Genomic DNA, 19,005 nt, shown 5'->3' with positions numbered 1-19,005 from the left:
GAACAGCGCTGCTCTTGTCGGAGAATTCCTAAAAGAGCAGTGCAGAAGGATTAAGGCTTGTGTATCGCCAGATTCAATAGGCGTAACGCAACAAGGTATGAGGCAAGTGCCGCAGGACGAAAAATCCGAACAGCGCCAACATTGCCGGCAGGATCAACCACCAGATCTTGAACGGCATGGGATTGAGTGGGGTTTTACGCTGGCTCAGCCACAGGGCGGCAGCGCAGACACAGGCGGCAAGCATGGCGCCGGCCAGCACGTCGGTTGGCCAATGAGCGCCCAGATAGACCCGCGACAGGGCGATGGAGAGGGCCGGAATACAGGCGATCAGCAACCAGGTCAGGCGCATGCGTGGCGGCTGGCCACGGCCGGCGAGTACCGCCAGGGTCAGAAACAGTGCAAACGAACCTGAGGCATGACCACTGGGCATGCTGTAAGTGGTCAGTGGGTCGGTCAGCACTTCCGGACGCACCCGGGCGAAGAAGTATTTGGTCCCGGTGTTGGCCAATGCGGTCACCAGCAGCGTACCGCCAACGAAGATCGCATGACGCCATTGCCGGCACACCAGCAACAGGCCGGTCAGCAGGACGCTGAACAGCAGCATGTTGCGGAACTCACCGATCAGGGTCAGTGTGACCGCAATTTCATCCAGCATTGGCTGGCGATGTTCCTGCACCAGTGTCATCACCCCTTGATCGAGCGCTGTCAGGTACGGATAGCCGATGAACAGACCAATCAGAATCAACAGGCTCATGCTGCTGATCCAGATGGTCGCGCGACGGTGGCGACGCAGGCTGCTGTTCACGCTGAGACCGACCATTGCGGCGATGCTGCCAGCGACAATGCCGGCCTCCAGCCAGAACCCTTCAGGCAATGGCAGGCGGAAGGCCGCGCCGGTGGCCCAGCCCGGCAGCAGATAGGCGAGACTCCAGCCGGCGGCCGCCAGCAGGCTGACAGCGGCGAAACGCGGGAAAGGCATGTCGCACATGCCGGCGACCATGGGCAGCATCGGTCGCAATGGCCCGATGAAACGACCGACCAGCAGACTGGCGATGCCGTAGCGCTGGAAATACGACTCGGCACCGGCCATCCATTCCGGATGATGCCGTAGCCCCGGCAGGCGCCGAATGTTCTGGTGGAAATGGCGACCGAGGAAGTACGAAACGGCATCGCCGAGAATCCCGCCAAGGAAGCCCAGCAACAAAGTCTCGCTCAATGACAGGGCGCCGCTGCCGGCCAGCACGGCGACGGCAAACAGCAGCACGGTGCCCGGCACGATCAAACCGGCAATCGCCAGGCATTCCACAAAGGCCACAATGAAAACAGCAGCCGCCAGCCATTGTGGATTGGCTGCCAGCCACCCGGTAATGCTATCGAGCCATGGGCCCATACAGAAAAACTCCAAATCATTAATGGCCTCCTGTAGGAGCAGCCTTCGGCAGCTCCTACAGGAGTGTGTGGTTACAGCAGAAAATAATCCCGGCCTTCGACCTGACCCCGTCGCAACGGGTTCCGCGTGCACCATTGCGCATAGTTGGCGTCGACAAAGCGGTACATCAGGTGCTCGTCACGGCCATGGGGGATGCCCAGGCGGGTGGTTTGAATGATGTGCGAAGGTGCCGGCCCGGTGTCTTCTACCAGAAGGACTTCATGATCAAAACGCTTGGCATCCCACACCGGCACCTTCAGACCCAGCGCTTTGCACAGCAGGGTTTGCCCGGCGCAGAGCTTTTGCGAAAGCCGCGCACGTCCCTGCGCGTCGGGATTGTTCAGCAGCATCTGCGCCAGACTCGCCGGACCGCTGATTTCATCGACCCACGGATAGGCGGATTTGATCAGTACCGCATTGCCCGGCCCCTGCGCACTGAAATTCAGCGAATCACCGCCACGGGCGTAATACATATAGATGTGGCCGCCATCCAGAAACAAAGCCTTACGCTTTTCTGTGTAGCCCAACGAGGCGTGGCTGCCTTTTTCTGCGCAGTAATAGGCTTCGGTTTCGATGATTCGCGCGCTCAGCCACAGATCGCCGACCCGGTGACGAATGACTTTGCCGAGCAGATCCTGCGCCAGCACTTGCGCATCACGGTCGAAAAAGGCGTCCGGCAGCCCTAGCGGCAGGCGTTCGGCGCGGTTGCGAACGGTCAGGTTGGACATGGCAGGCAATGTTTATCCAGGCTCAGGAGGTCGTGATGATAACAACGCGCGGCTTAATTGGGCCTGAACGCCGGCGAATCCGCGTTCATTTCGACCATCCGCCCGTCACCGCTGTTAGTCCCGGGACGCGACAGCTATAATCTGCCGCTTTCCTCTTTGCCAAGACCCCAGCAGACCATGACTGAGTCCGTTCTTGACTACATGACCCGATTGGGTCGCGCCGCCCGCGAAGCCTCCCGGGTCATCGGCCGTGCCAGCACCGCGCAGAAAAACCGCGCCTTGCAGGCTGCTGCCAATGCCTTGGACGCCGCGCGCGCCGAGCTTGCCGCCGCCAATGAGCAGGATCTGGCTGCCGGTCGCGCCAATGGTCTGGAACCGGCACTGCTGGAGCGTCTGGAACTGACCCCGGCGCGCATCGACGGCATGATCGTCGGTTTGCGGCAGGTCGCTGCACTGCCGGATCCGGTCGGTGCGATCCGTGATATGAGCTTCCGTCCGTCGGGCATTCAGGTCGGCAAGATGCGCGTGCCGCTGGGCGTGATCGGAATCATCTACGAATCCCGACCCAACGTGACCATCGATGCTGCCAGCCTGTGCCTGAAGTCCGGCAACGCGACCATCCTGCGCGGTGGCTCTGAAGCGATTCATTCCAACCGGGCGATTGCCGCCTGCATTCAGCGCGGTCTGGCCGAGGCCGAATTGCCGGCTGCCGTGGTGCAAGTGGTTGAAACCACAGACCGTGCCGCCGTTGGCGCGATGATCACCATGCCCGAGTACGTCGACGTGATCGTGCCGCGCGGTGGCCGTGGCCTGATCGAGCGCATCAGCCGCGACGCGCGCGTGCCGGTGATCAAGCACCTGGACGGTATCTGCCACGTTTACGTCAGTGCCCACGCCGATCTGCCGAAAGCTCAACGCATTGCTTTCAACGCCAAGACTTATCGCTACGGCATCTGCGGTGCGATGGAAACCTTGCTGGTCGATCAAACTGTTGCCAAGGATTTCCTGCCGTCGATGGCCGCCCAGTTCCGCGAAAAAGGCGTCGAACTGCGCGGCTGCGAGCGCACCCGGGCGATCATCGAAGCCGTTGCCGCCAGCGAAGACGACTGGAACACCGAGTACCTGGCGCCGATTCTGTCGATTCGCGTCGTCGACGGTCTGGATCAGGCTATCGAACACATCAACCATTACGGCTCCCATCACACCGATTCGATTGTCAGCGAAAACCTCGCCGATACCCGCCGCTTTGTGGCGGAAGTCGACTCGGCCTCGGTGATGATCAACACGCCGACGTGCTTTGCCGATGGATTTGAATACGGATTGGGTGCCGAGATCGGCATTTCTACTGATAAGCTGCACGCCCGCGGCCCGGTGGGTCTCGAAGGACTGACCTGCGAGAAGTACGTTGTGGTCGGTGATGGCCAGTTGCGCGGCCAGGCGACGGTTTGACTTGACCGGCCTCGACCTGACAGCGCCGCAAACCGGCAACGAGTCCCGCCCCCGGCGCATTGGCGTCCTGGGCGGCACGTTCGACCCGGTGCACATCGGCCATTTGCGCGGTGGGCTGGAAGTCGCCGAAGCGCTGGCGCTCGATGAGTTGCGCCTGATGCCGAACGCGCGGCCGCCTCATCGCGGTACGCCGCAGGTCTCGGCGCAGGATCGACTGGCGATGGTCGAATGTGCGGTGGCCGGATTGCCGCCGCTGGTGGTGGACGCCCGCGAATTGCAGCGGGACAAACCGTCCTGGACCATTGATACCCTGGAGTCGATGCGCGCTGAAATGCCCGCCGAGACCCAGGTTTTTCTGCTTTTGGGCTGGGACGCATTTTGCGGCCTGCCCACTTGGCACCGCTGGGAAGAGTTGCTCCAGCATTGCCATATCCTGGTGCTACAGCGCCCGGACGCCGACAGCGAACCGCCGGATGCCTTGCGCAACCTGCTGGCAGCGCGTTCGGTGAGCGACCCGCTGGCCCTGAAAGGGCCGAGCGGACAGATTGCATTCGTCTGGCAGACACCGCTCGCGGTTTCCGCCACCCAGATCCGTCAACTGCTGGCCAGCGGTAAGTCGGTACGTTTCCTGGTGCCCGACGCGGTCCTGGCCTACATCGATGCGCACGGTCTGTACCGTGCGTCGAACTGAACAAGGCGTGCTTCACTGATACGAATCCACGTGTCGCCAAGCCGCCGAATATACGAGCAAAACGAGTTTTATATGACTGACAAAGACCAAACCAAAGTAAAGCGCAAAGGCACATTCAAGAGCGCCCCGCTGCCAGAACCGGTCAACACCAATGAGCCGCTGAAAGGCGACGAACTGGTCAAGCTGGCCGTGGCTGCCCTGGAAGACGTCAAGGCACAAGACATCCAGATCATCGATGTTCGCGACAAGCAGAGCATCACTGACTACATGATCATCGCCACCGGTACTTCCAACCGCCAGATCAACGCGATGCTCGACAAGGTTCGCGAAGAAGTCAAAAAGCAGGGCGCCAAGCCGCTGGGCGAAGAAGGCAAGGGCGACAGTGACTGGGTGCTGCTCGACCTGGACCTGGTGATCGTGCACATGATGACCGCCTCGGCACGTCAGTTCTACGACCTGGAACGCCTGTGGGCCGGTGCCGAGCAAAGCCGCGCGGCCGACGCCAAGCATCACAGCCCGGAAAACACCCACGAGCATTTCACCAAGCTCAACAAAGACCAGCTGTAAGGGATTGCTGTGCGACTGCGCCTGATCGCCGTCGGTTCACGCATGCCCAAGTGGGTGGAAGAAGGCTGGCATGAATATGCCAAGCGTCTTCCGTCCGAGCTGGCGCTGGAACTGGTGGAAATACCGCTCAATACCCGTGGCAAGAATGCCGACGTGGCCCGATTCATCCGCCAGGAAGGCGAAGCCATGCTGGCCAAGGTCGGGCCGAACGAGCGGATCGTCACGCTGGAAGTCCACGGCAAACCCTGGAGCACCGAGCAGTTGGCGGTCGAACTCGACCGTTGGCGGCTGGATTCGCGCACGGTCAATTTCATGGTCGGTGGCCCGGAAGGGCTGGCGCCTGAAGTCTGCGCCCGTGCCGATCAGCGCTGGTCGTTGTCGCCGCTGACGTTGCCGCACCCGTTGGTGCGGATCCTGATCGGCGAACAGTTGTATCGTGCCTGGACCGTGTTGTCCGGTCACCCTTACCACAAGTAATCCAGCCCACATGTCTCAGCCGATCCGCATCAAGGACCACGAAAAGGACGCACGCCTGGTGCGTAGCCGCGTCGTGTTCGGGGCCATTGCGATCATGTTGCTGATTGGCGTGTTGATCGCGCGGCTGTATTACTTGCAGGTGATCCAGTACGAGTACCACTCGACGCTCTCGGAAAACAACCGTGTCCATGTGCAGCCAATTCCACCGACCCGTGGGTTGATTTTCGACCGCAACGGCGTGGTGGTGGCGGACAACCGTCCAAGCTTCAGCCTGAGCATGACCCGCGAGCGCTCCGGCGACTGGCAGCAAGTGCTCGACGTCATCGTCGAAGTGCTGGAGCTGACGCCTGAGGACCGGGTGATCTTCGAGAAACGCATGCGTCAGGGGCGCCGACCGTTCGAGCCGGTGCCGATCCTGTTCGAGCTGACCGAGGAGCAGATCGCCCGGATTGCGGTGAACCAGTTCCGGCTGCCCGGCGTAGAAGTGGTGGCGCAGCTGGTTCGTCACTATCCGCAGGGCGCGCACTTTGCGCACTCGGTCGGCTACATGGGGCGGATCAACGAGAAAGAGCTGAAGACCCTCGATCCGGTCAACTACAGCGGCACCCACCACATTGGCAAGACCGGCATCGAGCGTTTCTACGAGCCGGAATTGCACGGTCAGGTCGGTTACGAAGAAGTCGAAACCAACGCCCGCGGCCGCGTCTTGCGCGTGCTCAAGCGCACTGATCCGATTCCCGGCAAGGACATTGTTCTGAGCCTGGACATCAAGTTGCAGGAAGCCGCGGAGGCTGCGCTCGGTGGACGTCGTGGTGCGGTAGTTGCGCTCGATCCGAAGACCGGCGAAGTGCTGGCGATGGTCAGTCAGCCGAGTTTCGACCCGAACCTGTTCGTCACCGGGATCAGCTTCAAGGCCTATGCCGAGTTGCGTGATTCCATCGACCGGCCGCTCTTCAACCGCGTGTTGCGCGGTCTGTACCCGCCGGGCTCGACGATCAAACCGGCGGTGGCAATTGCTGGCCTTGATTCCGGTGTGGTCACTGCGTCGAGCCGGGTATTCGACCCTGGCTACTACATGCTGCCCAACTATGACCACAAGTACCGTAACTGGAACCGTACCGGTGACGGTTTCGTCGACCTCGACACGGCGATCATGCGGTCCAACGACACCTACTTCTATGACCTGGCCCACAAGCTCGGCATCGATCGGCTGTCGGCCTACATGAACAAGTTCGGCATCGGCCAGAAGGTCTCGCTGGACATGTTCGAAGAATCCCCAGGTCTGATGCCGTCCCGCGAGTGGAAGCGGGCGACGCGCAAGCAGGCGTGGTTCCCCGGCGAAACCCTGATCCTCGGGATCGGCCAGGGCTACATGCAATCGACTCCGCTGCAGTTGGCACAAGCCACAGCGCTGGTGGCCAACAAAGGCGTGTGGAACCGTCCGCACCTGGCCAAATCCCTCGAAGGGGTGAAGCCGGTGGATGAAAACCCGATGCCGGACATTGTCCTGCGTGATCCGTCGGACTGGGCCAAGGTCAACCACGGCATGCAGCAGGTCATGCACGGTGCCCGTGGTACCGCGCGCAAAGCGGCGATCGGCGCGCAATACCGCATCGCCGGCAAGTCGGGCACCGCGCAGGTCGTGGCGATCAAACAGGGCGAGAAGTACGACCGTTCCAAGGTTCAGGAGCGCCACCGCGACCACGCCTTGTTCGTCGGTTTTGCTCCGGCCGACGATCCACGCATCGTCGTATCGGTGATGGTCGAGAACGGTGAGTCCGGTTCCGGCGTTGCCGCGCCGGTGGTGCGCCAGGTCATGGATGCCTGGCTGCTCGATCAGGACGGACGTTTGAAGGCCGAATACGCCAGCCCAATCAGTGCGGAGGCTACGGCCCGTGATGAATAACTTTGATCGCATGCTCTCCAGTGAGGATGTGATGCGTCGCCGCGCGACGCTGCTGCAAAGACTGCATATCGATGGCCCGTTGTTGATCCTGCTGCTGATCCTCGCCGCCGGCAGCCTGTTCGTGCTGTATTCGGCCAGTGGCAAAAGCTGGGATCTGCTGGCCAAACAGGCCACTTCGTTCGGTATCGGTCTGGTGTCGATGATCGTCATCGCCCAGTTCGAACCGCGTTTCATGGCCCGTTGGGTACCGCTCGGTTATGTGATTGGCGTGGTGCTGCTGATGGTGGTGGACATCATGGGCCACAACGCCATGGGCGCGACGCGCTGGATCAACATCCCCGGGGTGATCCGCTTCCAGCCTTCGGAGTTCATGAAGATCCTGATGCCGGCGACCATCGCCTGGTATCTGTCCAAGCGCACGTTGCCGCCGCAACTCAAGCATGTCGGCATCAGCCTGATGCTGATCGGTGTGCCGTTCATCCTGATCGTCCGTCAGCCTGACCTCGGCACTTCGCTGCTGATTCTCGCCGGTGGTGCGTTCGTGCTGTTCATGGGCGGGTTGCGCTGGCGCTGGATTCTCAGCGTGCTGGCAGCGGCGATCCCGGTGTCGGTGGCGATGTGGTTTTTCATCATGCACGACTACCAGAAGCAGCGAATCCTGACCTTCCTCGACCCGGAAAGCGATCCGCTCGGCACCGGCTGGAACATCATTCAGTCGAAAGCCGCGATCGGTTCCGGCGGCGTGTTCGGCAAGGGCTGGCTGCTCGGCACCCAGTCGCACCTGGACTTCCTGCCGGAAAGCCACACCGACTTCATCATTGCCGTACTCGGCGAAGAGTTCGGTCTGGTCGGTATCTGCGCGCTGTTGCTGATCTATCTGTTGCTGATTGGCCGGGGGCTGGTGATTACCGCTCAAGCCCAGACGCTGTTCGGCAAATTGCTCGCCGGCGCGTTGACCATGACGTTTTTTGTTTACGTTTTCGTCAACATCGGTATGGTCAGTGGCCTGTTGCCGGTTGTAGGGGTGCCGTTGCCGTTCATTAGCTACGGAGGAACTTCGCTGGTGACGCTGCTGTCAGCGTTTGGGGTTTTGATGTCGATCCATACCCATCGCAAGTGGATCGCACAGGTTTGAATAAGGTGAAGAGTTCAATGCAAGTTATGCGTGGCTGGGCGACTCGATGCGCGCCATTGGTAGGCCTGATGGGCCTGCTGGGCAGCGTGCAGGAAGCGCTGGCCGGCGAATACGAAGGCTCGCCGCAGGTGGCCGAGTTCGTCGGTGAAATGACCCGCGACTATGGTTTTGCTGGTGAGCAGCTGATGGCGGTGTTCCGCGAAGCTCAGCGCAAGCAGGCGATTCTCGACGCCATTTCCAGGCCTGCCGAGCGGGTCAAGCAGTGGAAAGAATACCGTCCGATGTTCATCACCGACGCGCGTATCGCCCGTGGTGTGGACTTCTGGCGTCAGCACGAGGCCACCCTGGCCCGGGCCGAGCAGGAATACGGCGTGCCGGCACAAGTCATCGTGTCGATCATCGGCGTTGAAACCTTTTTCGGACGTAATACCGGTAATTACCGGGTGATCGATGCCTTGTCGACGCTCGGTTTCGACTATCCTCCCCGTGCCGAATTTTTCCGCAAGGAACTGCGTGAGTTCCTGCTGCTGGCGCGTGAAGAACAGGTCGATCCATTGACCCTCAAAGGCTCGTACGCCGGGGCCATGGGCCTGCCGCAGTTCATGCCGAGCAGCTTTCGCGCCTATGCGGTGGATTTCGACGGTGACGGCCACATCAATATCTGGAACAACCCGGATGATGCGATCGGCAGCGTCGCGAGTTATTTCAAGCGTCACGGCTGGGTCGCCGGTGAGCCGGTGGTCAGCCGTGCCGATGTCCGCGGCGAGCAGGTCGATGAAGGCCTGACCACCGGCATTGAGCCGACGAAAACCGTTGGAGAGTTGCGGGCGCTGGGCTGGTCAAGTCATGATGCGCTGCGCGATGATATGCCGGTTACTGCATTTCGCCTCGAAGGCGACAACGGCCCTGAATACTGGATGGGCCTGAAGAATTTCTACGCGATCACGCGTTATAACCGCAGCGTGATGTACGCCATGGCCGTACATCAACTGTCTGAACAGCTGGTACAAGCACGGGGCGTCAAGTAATGCGGGCATTGCCTAACAATAAACCCCTGAAGCTGGTGGCATTCGCTGCGTTGGCGGTGCTGGTCGCCAGTTGCTCGACCAGCCGTTCGCCGACTCAGAAAACCACCACGACCGCTGTGCGTGCCCAGCCGGGCCTGGACATCAACCGTGCGCATAAAGATGGCGCGCCGTGGTGGGACGTCGATGTGTCGCGCATCCCGGACGCCACGCCGACCCTGCACACCGGTCCGTACAAGGCCAACCCGTACACGGTGCTGGGCAAGACCTACTTCCCGCTGCAGGAATCGAAGACCTACGTGGCTTCGGGCACGGCGTCCTGGTACGGCACCAAGTTTCACGGTCAGAACACGGCCAACGGCGAGGTCTACGACCTTTACGGCATGAGTGCCGCCCACAAGACATTGCCACTGCCAAGTTACGTTCGGGTGACCAACCTGGACAACAACAAGAGCGTGATCCTGCGGGTCAACGACCGTGGGCCGTTCTATTCCGACCGTATCATCGACCTGTCCTATGCTGCGGCGAAGAAGCTCGGTTATGCCGAAATCGGCACCGCGCGGGTCAAGGTCGAAGGCATCGATCCTCAGCAATGGTGGGCCGCCAAGGGCCGTCCGGCGCCTTTGATGCTCAACGAGCCGCAAGTCGCGCAGAATAGCGCCCCGGTGATCACGGCCTCGGCCGGCACCGTCGAGCAATGGACGCCACCACCGCAGCAACATGCCTCCGACACCGTCCCTGTGCCGATGAGTGCAAAAAAAAACGCTTCTGCACCAGCGTCTGGCCAGTATCTGCAGGTGGGCGCGTTCGCCAACCCGGACGCTGCAGAACTGCTGAGGTCGAAGCTCAGCGGGATGGTGAGCGCTCCGGTGTTCATCAGCTCGATCGTGCGCAATCAACAGACCCTGCACCGGGTTCGCCTGGGGCCGATCGGCTCGCCGGGTGAAATTGCCCAGGTGCAGAACAGCGTGCGCCTGGCCAACCTTGGTTCGCCAAGTGTGGTCACCGAGTAATACGTAGAACTTGATTGACGGTTCACTTGCGGTATCGGGGGGTGAACCAGGTTGTTGGCTCGTCGAAGAACAAAAGCCCGGCAAGGGTGACTGGAGTGAGCAACTGAACACGCGATGACTCGTTAGAAAGTCATCTGATTAAATTTTGTCCGCAAGGACAGTTTCCATTAGCGATTTCGAGAGACGGATGAACATCACCACCTTTGCCAAACGCCTGTGTCTGCTAGTCCCGCTGCTCCTCTCGCCAGCCGCCTTCGCGGCCGAGATGATGCCGTCGCCACCGCAACTGGCTGCCAAAGCCTACGTTCTGATGGATGCCAGCAGCGGCAACGTACTGGTCGAGAACAATGGCGACCAGCGTCTGCCACCGGCCAGCCTGACCAAGCTGATGACCGCTTACATCGCGACCCTGGAAATCCGTCGCGGCCAGATCGGTGAAAACGATCCGGTGACCGTCAGCGAAAACGCCTGGCGCACCGGCGGTTCGCGGATGTTCATCAAAGTCGGCTCGCAGGTGACTGTCAGCGACCTGCTGCACGGCATCATCATCCAGTCCGGCAACGACGCCAGCGTGGCGCTGTCCGAGCACATCGCCGGCAGCGAAGACGCGTTCGCCGACCTGATGAACAAGACTGTGACTGATCTGGGCATGACCAATTCCCACTTCATGAACCCGACCGGTCTGCCAAACCCGGAGCACTACTCGTCGGCTCACGACATGGCGATCCTGGCCCGTGCGATCATCCACGAAGACCCGGCTCACTACGCGATCTACTCGCAGAAAGAGTTCTTCTGGAATGGCATCAAGCAGCCTAACCGCAACCTGCTGCTGTGGCGCGACAAGACCGTTGACGGTCTGAAAACCGGTCACACCGACGAAGCCGGCTACTGCATGGTGTCCTCGGCTGTACGTGACGGCCAGCGTCTGATCGCCGTGGTGTTCGGCACCAACAGCGAAGTGGCTCGCGCCGCTGAGACCCAGAAGCTGCTGACTTACGGCTTCCGCTTCTTCGAAACCCAGACCTTCTATCAGAAGGGCACCGAACTGGCTCAGGCCCCGGTGTGGAAAGGCACCACCAATCAAGTCAAGGCCGGCCTGGCTGAAGACCTGACCATGACCCTGCCAAAAGGCCAGCTGAAGAAGCTTGCTGCGAGCATGACCATGAACCCGCAACTGACCGCGCCAATCGCCAAGGGCGACGTGATCGGTAAAGTCGAAGTCAAACTGGAAGACAAGGTCGTGCACAGCGCTGACCTGATCGCTCTGGATGGCGTCGAGGAGGGTGGTATCTTCCGCCGCATGTGGGATAGCATCCGTCTATTCTTCTACGGCTTGTTCAACTGATTTGTGTTGACCTGCATGGCCCCGCCCCGATCTGGTGCGGGGCCATGCGCGTTATCACGGCTTGCGCTCAAGAGGCCGTTACGCCATGACCGATACCGAAGTAAAGGCGCCAAAGATCGAATTCCCTGTCACGGATTATCCCGTTAAGGTGATCAGCGATACCGGTGTGGGCAACAAAGACAAGATCATCGACATCGTCAAGAAACACGCGACCATCAATGATGAGCGCATCGACGAGCGTCAAAGCAGCAACGGCAAATACACCACCATTCAGTTGCACATCGTTGCCAAAACCCAGGAACAGCTGTACGACATCAACAGCGAACTGCGGGCGACCGGCTTCGTGCACATGGTGTTGTGATGCCGGGCACGCTGGGCTTTCGTGAGCTCGGCCAGATGGCGTACGAGCCGGTCTGGCATGCCATGCAACGCTTCACCAACGAACGCGGCAGCGATGCCGCCGACGAAATCTGGCTCGTCGAGCACCCACCGGTGTTCACTCAAGGCCAGGCCGGCAAGGCCGAACACTTGTTGCTTCCGGGAGATATTCCGGTGGTGCAGGTCGATCGCGGCGGGCAGGTGACTTATCATGGCCCCGGCCAGTTAGTGGCCTATCTGCTGCTGGATGTACGCAAGCTGGGTTTCGGCGTGCGCGATCTGGTCAGCCGCATGGAGCTTTGCCTGATTGAACTGCTGGCCAGCTACGGCGTAATCGCTGCCGCCAAGCCAGATGCTCCCGGCGTCTATGTCGATGGAGCGAAAATCGCTTCTCTGGGTTTGCGGATTCGCCACGGTTGTTCCTTTCATGGCCTGGCCCTGAACGTGGATATGAACCTGGAACCGTTTCGACGGATTAATCCCTGCGGCTATGCCGGGCTGGCGATGACCCAGCTGAGCGACCACGCAGGATCGATTGAATTTGCCGAGGTAAGTGCCCGGCTGCGCGCGCAGCTCGTCAAACACCTCGACTATGCTGAGCAGACGACCCTGACGGGCGGAATCGACTGATATGACTACTGATGCAGTGCAAACCATGATCCCGACGCTCGACGTGACCGAGCGCCCGGCCCCGCGTCCCAAGGTAGAAGCCGGCGTCAAGCTGCGCGGCGCCGAGAAGGTTGCACGCATCCCGGTAAAGATCATTCCGACCACCGAACTGCCGAAGAAACCTGACTGGATTCGCGTGCGCATCCCGGTTTCGCCGGAAGTCGACCGGATCAAGAGCCTGCTGCGCAAACACAAGCTGCACAGCGTCTGCGAAGAAGCGTCTTGCCCGAACCTCGGCGAGTGCTTCTCCGGCGGCACCGCGACCTTCATGATCATGGGTGACATCTGCACCCGTCGTTGCCCGTTCTGCGACGTCGGCCACGGTCGTCCGAAGCCACTGGACGTCAACGAGCCGCAAAGCCTGGCCATCGCCATTGCCGACCTCAAGCTCAAGTACGTGGTGATCACCTCGGTTGACCGCGACGACCTGCGTGACGGCGGTGCCCAGCACTTTGCCGACTGCATCCGCGAAATCCGCAAACTGTCGCCGAACGTGCAGCTGGAAACCCTGGTTCCGGACTACCGTGGCCGCATGGACGTCGCGCTGGAAATCACCGCGGCCGAGCCGCCGGATGTGTTCAACCACAACCTGGAAACCGTGCCGCGCCTCTACAAGGCAGCGCGTCCGGGTTCGGATTACCAGTGGTCGCTGACCTTGCTGCAACGCTTCAAGCAGATGATGCCGCATATTCCGACCAAATCCGGCTTGATGCTGGGTCTGGGTGAGACCGACGAGGAAGTCATCGAGGTCATGAAGCGCATGCGCGAACATGACATCGACATGCTGACCCTCGGCCAGTACCTGCAACCGTCCCGTAGTCACTTGCCGGTGCAGCGCTTTGTGCACCCGGACACCTTCGCCTGGTTCGCCGAGGAAGGTTACAAGATGGGCTTCAAAAACGTTGCCTCGGGGCCGCTGGTGCGTTCTTCATACCACGCCGACGAGCAAGCGAAGCTGGTCAAGGCGGAGCTGCTGGGTTCCTGATCCGGCGCTGAATGAAAAAATGCCCGCCGAGGTTTTAACGCCCGGCGGGCATTTTTTTGCCCGGATTACCTTCGCTGCTGATTTTTCCTTCAATCCACGGCGTGGCTGACCCTCTTCTGTTTGCCGCCGTACCTGACTACTGTGTGTGCATGACTTCACAGGGAGATCCAAGGATGACCGTTCGACCGACTCACACACTTTGTCCACACAGAGCCGTGCCCGCACTGCCTTCAGAGGGGCTGGTCGGTGTTATTGCACCTGCCGGTCCCGGTGCTCTGGACACCGACAAGGCGGTGCAATGGATGCGCGCCCGTGGCTATGGGCTGAAGGTGTTTCCCGGTGTCTATGAAAAGGACGGCTATCTGGCCGGCAGTGACGATGTGCGTTTACGCGATCTGCACGCGGCGTTCGCTGATCCCGAGGTCGATGCCATCATTTGCCTGCGCGGCGGCTACGGCACGCCGCGCTTGCTCGACCGGATCGATTACGACCTGCTGAGCCGCCATGCCAAGCCATTCGTTGGCTACAGCGATATCACCGCGCTGCACCTGGCCATCAGTCGTTACGCAGGATTCGTGACCTTCCACGGGCCGCTGCTCAACGCCGACTTGTTGGGCGACAAGGAGCCACCGACGGTGACTTCGTTCTTCGCCATGCTGCGTGGGCAATTGAAGGCGGGGAGTGTGTTGAGCCATCCGGTGGCGTATCCGTTGACTACCGTCGAACCTGGCATCGCGCATGGGCGCTTGCTCGGCGGTAATCTGGCGATGATCGCCGCAACCCTGGGCACGCCATACGAAATTGATGTCGAAGGGGTGATTCTGCTGATCGAGGACATCAACGAGCCGCTATATCGTATTGACCGGTTGCTGACCCAGATGCGTCTGGCCGGCAAGTTGGCCAAGTTGCGCGGGGTGTTGGTTGGGGATATTGCTGGCGTGGATGTCGAAGCGCTGAACCGCTTGCTCAAGCAGACCTTCGAGCCATTGCGGATTCCGGTGTTATCGGGGTGGCGTAGCGGGCATTGCGATCCGAACCTGACACTGCCGATGGGGGCGCTGGTGCGGCTGGATGCCGGGAAGCAGGAATTGATGCTGGAGCAGGATGTGGTGATCAAGGCTTAGAAGTCGGTTGCCTGACAGTCAGTCTTCGCGAGCAAGCTCGCTCCCACAGGGTTCTGTGAATGACAGATATCCAATGTGGGAGCGAGCTTGCTCGCGAAGGCGCCATCAGCCATACAAACTGACCACTACTGGGAACGCAGGCTTTCCAGCAGTTTATGCGTCGGATACCCGTCCGCCGGCCAGCCAAATGACTGCTGGGCACTGCGAATCGCCTTGCGCGTATTGGCGCCAATAATCCCGTCCGCCGTGCCGGCATCGTAATTGCGCGCACTCAGCAGGGTCTGCAACTCCATACGCTCGGTGCGGCTCAGCGGCAGGTCATCTTTTGGCCAACTGCCGTTGATCAAGCCGCCACCGCTGAAACGCTCGGACAACAGGCTCACTGCCAGCGCGTACGACGAGGAGTTGTTGTACTTGAGAATCGCACGGAAGTTGTCGAGGATCAGGAACGCCGGCCCACGATAACCAGCCGGCAGCAGCAGGGCGGCAGACAGCTGTTCAGAGCCTGCTGGCACCTGACCGCCATTCGGCAGAGTCACGCCCAACTGACGCCATTCGGCGACACTCTTGCGAATCGCGCCATCAGCCAGGGTGTAGTTGAAGCTGCTCGGCAGCTGCACTTCAAACCCCCACGGCTGGCCACGTTGCCAGCCGGAGCTTTGCAGGTAATGCGCAGTTGAGGCCAGCGCATCGGCAGGACTGCCCCAGATATCGCGGCGACCGTCACCGTCGAAATCCACGGCGTGGGTGTTGTAGGTAGTCGGAATGAACTGGGTCTGGCCCATCGCACCCGCCCAGGAGCCGAGCATTTTCTCCGGTGTGATATCGCCCTGTTGCAGGATCTGCAGCGCAGCGATCAATTGCGCATGAGCAAAGCCCGGCCGACGGCCTTCGTAAGCGAGGGTGGCCAGCGAGTTGATCACCGACTTGCTGCCCTGAAACTGGCCGAAGTTGCTTTCCATGCCCCACACCGACACCAGCGCCTGACGGTCAACGCCATAACGCTGTTCGATGCTTTGCAGAATATCGGCGTACTGGCTGATCAGTGCCTGACCTTTACGCACGCGCAGTGGCGAGAGGGCGCCATCGAGATATTCCCACACTGGCCGGGAGAACTCCGGTTGACTGCGGTCGGCCCGAATCACGCTGGCGTCGAAGCTGACATTGGCGAACGCGCGATCGAACAGCTCCGCGCGAATTCCGGCGGCCAGGGCATCCTTGCGGAAACCGGCCTGCCATTCAGCGAAGGTTTGAGTCGGTTGCAGGTCGAGAGGGTCGGCGGACGGCACTACCGGCGGGATAATCGCTGGGGCCGTGGCGACAGGCGCGGCTTGAAGGGGTTGCGCATCGGCGGCGGTGGGTTTTTCCGCGCAGGCGACAAGCAGAATGAAGCTGGAGGCAGCGATCAATTGGCGAACAGGCCAACGACGGGAAAGACTTGGGGGCATGCACAGTTCCAGGAAAACGAATCAGGTGCAGACCTTAACATGCCTGCTGAATGAATCGGCTGCCCAGCCAGAAATTGCATTGTCACGCACAGCCGGACTGAGAATCGTAGCCCCTTTTTCTTGCCCACTCAACTGTCAGTTCTAACAGCTGTTCTATGGATATTTTCAAGCGTTTAATCCTCCTGGTATCGCGCATCTTCAGCCGTCGCGCGTCTCATCTCTCTAGGATGCAGGTGCTCAAATGAAAAGGTTCTCAACAATACTGTTGCTCGCATTGATGGCCGGATGCTCCTCCTCCAATACCCTTGAAAAACAGCATGAGCATTCTGATGGCGCCGCAGTGGAGGTTGGCGCCTCGGCCAATGCTGTCAGTGGAGCACAGTTGGCAGTGGAGTTGGAAAAACGTTATCGAGATACACGTGACAATTGTGGCGCCGCGTCGAAACCTGCTTTCCTGTGTTCCGGGTTGCTGGTGCGTGGCACGGAGCCATCCACGCAGTTCGATGCCTGGAACCCGAGCCCGACGTCAGTTGCCAACGGTGGAGTATCGTTCACCTATTTGCGATCGGATTACAAAGTCAAACGCCTCGCTTATACCTATGACAGTGGATTGATCTTTTATCCCATCCTGAGCACGCCACCGGGCAAACAGCTCATAGAGATTTTGTGTTTCTTTCCGGTTGATGGTTCATCAAATGCTCGTCCCAATGGAGGTTGTGCGGCTCATCCCAGATACCCGGTAGCCAGTAAAAGCTGCGAGGAACAGAATCCGATAATTGACACGGCAGCCAAGTGGGCGAGCAAGTATCGAAACGACGCTGCTAGCGGCAATAAATTTGAGTCAATGTGTTCATTTAATGTACGTGACTCTGTCAATAACCAAGCAGCTGGACGGTTTCTGGAAGGTATGCGTGCTGGCCGGATGGTTTCTCCAGATGCATTCAACACACCCAACGACACGAAGCTTAAAACCTGGGCGCAGAACATCCCGGGCCAATTGCCGATTGAAGCCTTTTTTTACACCAAGCCAACTGGTCTGGCTGGGGCACAACTTTACCAGCGGCGTTTCCGGGCACTGACAGGGGTGACAATTCCGATCATTTACATCCCGCTGCCACAAACACTTGAGCAATCAGCGTCATTTATCTTTAAGGCGACAGACCAGACTCAATAACAGAAGACAAGAAGCCGGAACGAGGGAAGGGAGGAGGGAAAAGGGTGAATTTCAGGCAGCCAGAAAGTAAGAAGCCTCCCAGCTGTCAGACTGGAAGGCTTCGCGGCGGTAGCTGCCTTTACCCTTGGTTGGTCGTTCCTGACGACTGCGGAACAGGGGCTGGGCGACGATGGATTTGGCCTTGTTGGGGCCATGTTTCGATGGCTTTTTGCTCATGAGGGTTCTCTCGGTTGAGTGGGTTTTGCGGGGGAAATAATCTGCCGATGTCAGGCGTCTGTCCAGTCTCTGTTGTGTAGGAATGTTCTGGCGCTTTCGCGAGCAAGCTCGTTCCCACATTTGGAATACATTCCAATGTGGGAGCGAGCTTGCTCGCGAATGGCCGTTATGCGGTAGAGCAGGTTATTCGGCGGGGAGTGTCAGACGCTGGCCAGCCATCAACAACGCCAAGCGGCTCAGGCTCATCCACGGTGAGCCGGCAGCCTGACCTTTGATCTGCGCATCGATACGCTGCGCCTCAAGCAACAACTGCGCCCAGCGTTGCGCCGAGTAGCGTTGCAGGGCTTTGCTCATCAAAGGTTTGCGCTTGTCCCAGACCGGCGGCTTCGCCTGGCTGAAACACTTGTCCAGCGGCGTACCCTGGCTGTATTGCAACGAAATATTAGCCAGCAAGCGCAGCTCCCGCGCCAGCGCCCAGAGAATCACCGGCGGTTCGACACCTTCACCGCGCAAGCCTTCAAGCATGCGCAAAGCGTGAGCCGGTTCGCCGTTGAGCACGGCATCGGTCAGGCCGAACACGTCGAACCGCGCACTGTCGGCCACGGCGGCCTGCACGGTTTCAACGGTGATCTGCCCACCTTCGGCCATCAATTTGAGCTTTTCGATTTCCTGCGCGGCAGCGAGCAAGTTGCCTTCGACGCGTGCAGCAATCAGCTCGACCGCGTCCTGGCTGGCCGATAAACCAGCCTGAGACAAGCGCTGACGAATCCAGCTCGGCAACTGATTGACGTCCACCGGCCAGATCTGGATGAACTGGGTCTGCTGGCCTTCCACCAGCGCCTTGCCCCACTTGGTCTTCTGCGCGCTGCCATCCATCTTCGGCAGGCTGATCAGCAGCACCGTGTCTTCAGCGGGACGCGAGCAGTATTCGATGAATGCAGCGGCGCCTTTGTCACCGGGTTTGCCCGAGGGCAGGCGCAGTTCCAGCAGGCGCTTTTCGGCGAACAACGACATGCTGGCGCCGGCCTGCAACAACGTGCCCCAATCGAAATTGGCGTCGGCGGCGAAGACCTGGCGTTCATCAAAACCTTGCTGACGCGCAGCGCTGCGGATGGCGTCGGCGGCTTCCTGGCACAGCAGCGGGTCATCGCCGCTGATGATGTAGACAGGCGCCAAAGCACCTTGCAGGTGTTTACCGAGTTGGGCGGGAGCGAGCTTCATAAGAAATGCCGAACGGGGCGCCTGA

The 19,005-nt window shown here is 60.1% G+C and carries 19 protein-coding genes; 14 read left to right on the top strand and 5 right to left on the bottom strand.

All coding sequences use genetic code 11. From position 1 onward, the window contains the following. Positions 1-73 precede the first annotated feature (73 nt). Both AC1DVF_RS08285 and AC1DVF_RS08280 read right to left on the bottom strand, forming a co-directional pair. Positions 74-1,390 (bottom strand): bifunctional DedA family/phosphatase PAP2 family protein, encoded by a 1,317-nt coding sequence (locus AC1DVF_RS08285; protein ID WP_186621790.1) that lies wholly within the window; start codon positions 1,388-1,390, stop codon positions 74-76. Between the two features lie 71 nt (positions 1,391-1,461). After that, a complete protein-coding gene (locus AC1DVF_RS08280; RefSeq protein ID WP_093434571.1) occupies positions 1,462-2,157 on the bottom strand; it encodes a DNA-3-methyladenine glycosylase in 696 nt (231 codons plus the stop codon). 177 nt (positions 2,158-2,334) lie between these two features. Here AC1DVF_RS08280 and AC1DVF_RS08275 point away from each other — a divergent pair, with 177 nt between their 5' ends. The 13 genes from AC1DVF_RS08275 (at position 2,335) to AC1DVF_RS08215 (ending at position 14,921) form a co-directional block, all read left to right on the top strand. Beyond that, the gene (locus AC1DVF_RS08275; protein WP_099759364.1) at positions 2,335-3,606 is read left to right on the top strand and encodes a glutamate-5-semialdehyde dehydrogenase; all 1,272 of its coding nucleotides are present in this window, start codon (positions 2,335-2,337) and stop codon (positions 3,604-3,606) included. Continuing rightward, positions 3,575-4,297: a nicotinate-nucleotide adenylyltransferase gene (nadD, locus tag AC1DVF_RS08270; protein ID WP_093434574.1), complete on the top strand. Its 723-nt coding sequence runs from the start codon at positions 3,575-3,577 to the stop codon at positions 4,295-4,297. The genes AC1DVF_RS08275 and nadD overlap by 32 nt, the downstream gene beginning before the upstream one ends. A 72-nt stretch (positions 4,298-4,369) precedes the next feature. Then, positions 4,370-4,864 (top strand): ribosome silencing factor, encoded by a 495-nt coding sequence (rsfS, locus tag AC1DVF_RS08265; RefSeq protein ID WP_016986117.1) that lies wholly within the window; start codon positions 4,370-4,372, stop codon positions 4,862-4,864. 9 nt (positions 4,865-4,873) lie between these two features. Continuing rightward, positions 4,874-5,341, top strand: a complete 468-nt coding sequence (gene rlmH, locus AC1DVF_RS08260) for a 23S rRNA (pseudouridine(1915)-N(3))-methyltransferase RlmH (protein ID WP_003185785.1) — start codon at positions 4,874-4,876, stop codon at positions 5,339-5,341. 10 nt (positions 5,342-5,351) lie between these two features. Beyond that, positions 5,352-7,247, top strand: a complete 1,896-nt coding sequence (gene mrdA, locus AC1DVF_RS08255; protein ID WP_477782301.1) for a penicillin-binding protein 2 — start codon at positions 5,352-5,354, stop codon at positions 7,245-7,247. Positions 7,248-7,278: 31 nt separating this feature from the next. Continuing rightward, a complete protein-coding gene (gene rodA / locus AC1DVF_RS08250) occupies positions 7,279-8,382 on the top strand; it encodes a rod shape-determining protein RodA (protein ID WP_175559619.1) in 1,104 nt (367 codons plus the stop codon). A 17-nt stretch (positions 8,383-8,399) separates the two neighbouring features. After that, positions 8,400-9,410, top strand: a complete 1,011-nt coding sequence (gene mltB / locus AC1DVF_RS08245; protein WP_093434581.1) for a lytic murein transglycosylase B — start codon at positions 8,400-8,402, stop codon at positions 9,408-9,410. Continuing rightward, on the top strand, positions 9,410-10,420 hold the full coding sequence (locus AC1DVF_RS08240) for a septal ring lytic transglycosylase RlpA family protein (RefSeq protein WP_093434584.1): 1,011 nt from the start codon (positions 9,410-9,412) through the stop codon (positions 10,418-10,420). The genes mltB and AC1DVF_RS08240 overlap by 1 nt, the downstream gene beginning before the upstream one ends. Positions 10,421-10,607: 187 nt before the next feature. Continuing rightward, the gene (locus tag AC1DVF_RS08235) at positions 10,608-11,765 is read left to right on the top strand and encodes a D-alanyl-D-alanine carboxypeptidase family protein (protein WP_038361911.1); all 1,158 of its coding nucleotides are present in this window, start codon (positions 10,608-10,610) and stop codon (positions 11,763-11,765) included. Between the two features lie 85 nt (positions 11,766-11,850). Continuing rightward, positions 11,851-12,126, top strand: coding sequence for a DUF493 domain-containing protein (locus AC1DVF_RS08230; RefSeq protein ID WP_099757269.1), 276 nt, complete (start codon positions 11,851-11,853; stop codon positions 12,124-12,126). Beyond that, on the top strand, positions 12,126-12,773 hold the full coding sequence (gene lipB, locus AC1DVF_RS08225) for a lipoyl(octanoyl) transferase LipB (protein ID WP_460089048.1): 648 nt from the start codon (positions 12,126-12,128) through the stop codon (positions 12,771-12,773). Before AC1DVF_RS08230 ends, lipB begins: the two co-directional genes overlap by 1 nt. A gap of 25 nt (positions 12,774-12,798) precedes the next feature. Then, positions 12,799-13,797 (top strand): lipoyl synthase, encoded by a 999-nt coding sequence (gene lipA / locus AC1DVF_RS08220; RefSeq protein WP_167394918.1) that lies wholly within the window; start codon positions 12,799-12,801, stop codon positions 13,795-13,797. 173 nt (positions 13,798-13,970) lie between these two features. After that, positions 13,971-14,921 (top strand): S66 peptidase family protein, encoded by a 951-nt coding sequence (locus AC1DVF_RS08215; RefSeq protein WP_460089047.1) that lies wholly within the window; start codon positions 13,971-13,973, stop codon positions 14,919-14,921. A gap of 125 nt (positions 14,922-15,046) precedes the next feature. Here the strand turns inward: AC1DVF_RS08215 and AC1DVF_RS08210 are convergent, their stop codons facing one another. Then, entirely contained in the window at positions 15,047-16,369 is a 1,323-nt protein-coding gene (locus AC1DVF_RS08210; RefSeq protein ID WP_093434595.1) for a lytic murein transglycosylase, read from the bottom strand. A gap of 241 nt (positions 16,370-16,610) precedes the next feature. Here AC1DVF_RS08210 and AC1DVF_RS08205 point away from each other — a divergent pair, with 241 nt between their 5' ends. Continuing rightward, positions 16,611-17,543 (top strand): halovibrin HvnA, encoded by a 933-nt coding sequence (locus tag AC1DVF_RS08205; protein ID WP_477782300.1) that lies wholly within the window; start codon positions 16,611-16,613, stop codon positions 17,541-17,543. 51 nt (positions 17,544-17,594) lie between these two features. Here AC1DVF_RS08205 and arfA read toward each other — a convergent pair whose 3' ends face one another. Both arfA and holA read right to left on the bottom strand, forming a co-directional pair. Continuing rightward, positions 17,595-17,759 (bottom strand): alternative ribosome rescue factor ArfA, encoded by a 165-nt coding sequence (gene arfA, locus AC1DVF_RS08200; protein ID WP_016986126.1) that lies wholly within the window; start codon positions 17,757-17,759, stop codon positions 17,595-17,597. A gap of 183 nt (positions 17,760-17,942) precedes the next feature. Then, complete coding sequence (gene holA, locus AC1DVF_RS08195; protein WP_477782299.1) at positions 17,943-18,980, bottom strand: DNA polymerase III subunit delta; 1,038 nt, start codon at positions 18,978-18,980, stop codon at positions 17,943-17,945. Positions 18,981-19,005: the final 25 nt, after the last annotated feature.

Source organism: Pseudomonas sp. P4_D7 (genome assembly GCF_056401755.1).
The sequence above is the reverse complement of the archived record's forward strand: the minus strand, read 5'-3'. Positions and strand labels throughout refer to the sequence as shown.

What these genes read in the sequence shown, in the direction of transcription:
- mltB (WP_093434581.1), top strand. Translation starts at nt 8,400, where the DNA reads ATGCAAGTTATGCGTGGCTGGGCGACTCGATGCGCGCCATTGGTAGGC.
- AC1DVF_RS08240 (WP_093434584.1), top strand. Translation starts at nt 9,410, where the DNA reads ATGCGGGCATTGCCTAACAATAAACCCCTGAAGCTGGTGGCATTCGCT.
- holA (WP_477782299.1), bottom strand. Translation starts at nt 18,980, where the DNA reads ATGAAGCTCGCTCCCGCCCAACTCGGTAAACACCTGCAAGGTGCTTTG.
- AC1DVF_RS08230 (WP_099757269.1), top strand. Translation starts at nt 11,851, where the DNA reads ATGACCGATACCGAAGTAAAGGCGCCAAAGATCGAATTCCCTGTCACG.
- nadD (WP_093434574.1), top strand. Translation starts at nt 3,575, where the DNA reads ATGGCCAGTTGCGCGGCCAGGCGACGGTTTGACTTGACCGGCCTCGAC.
- AC1DVF_RS08235 (WP_038361911.1), top strand. Translation starts at nt 10,608, where the DNA reads ATGAACATCACCACCTTTGCCAAACGCCTGTGTCTGCTAGTCCCGCTG.
- AC1DVF_RS08285 (WP_186621790.1), bottom strand. Translation starts at nt 1,390, where the DNA reads ATGGGCCCATGGCTCGATAGCATTACCGGGTGGCTGGCAGCCAATCCA.
- AC1DVF_RS08275 (WP_099759364.1), top strand. Translation starts at nt 2,335, where the DNA reads ATGACTGAGTCCGTTCTTGACTACATGACCCGATTGGGTCGCGCCGCC.
- arfA (WP_016986126.1), bottom strand. Translation starts at nt 17,759, where the DNA reads ATGAGCAAAAAGCCATCGAAACATGGCCCCAACAAGGCCAAATCCATC.
- AC1DVF_RS08210 (WP_093434595.1), bottom strand. Translation starts at nt 16,369, where the DNA reads ATGCCCCCAAGTCTTTCCCGTCGTTGGCCTGTTCGCCAATTGATCGCT.
- AC1DVF_RS08215 (WP_460089047.1), top strand. Translation starts at nt 13,971, where the DNA reads ATGACCGTTCGACCGACTCACACACTTTGTCCACACAGAGCCGTGCCC.
- AC1DVF_RS08280 (WP_093434571.1), bottom strand. Translation starts at nt 2,157, where the DNA reads ATGTCCAACCTGACCGTTCGCAACCGCGCCGAACGCCTGCCGCTAGGG.
- mrdA (WP_477782301.1), top strand. Translation starts at nt 5,352, where the DNA reads ATGTCTCAGCCGATCCGCATCAAGGACCACGAAAAGGACGCACGCCTG.
- lipB (WP_460089048.1), top strand. Translation starts at nt 12,126, where the DNA reads ATGCCGGGCACGCTGGGCTTTCGTGAGCTCGGCCAGATGGCGTACGAG.
- AC1DVF_RS08205 (WP_477782300.1), top strand. Translation starts at nt 16,611, where the DNA reads ATGAAAAGGTTCTCAACAATACTGTTGCTCGCATTGATGGCCGGATGC.
- rsfS (WP_016986117.1), top strand. Translation starts at nt 4,370, where the DNA reads ATGACTGACAAAGACCAAACCAAAGTAAAGCGCAAAGGCACATTCAAG.
- rodA (WP_175559619.1), top strand. Translation starts at nt 7,279, where the DNA reads ATGCGTCGCCGCGCGACGCTGCTGCAAAGACTGCATATCGATGGCCCG.
- lipA (WP_167394918.1), top strand. Translation starts at nt 12,799, where the DNA reads ATGATCCCGACGCTCGACGTGACCGAGCGCCCGGCCCCGCGTCCCAAG.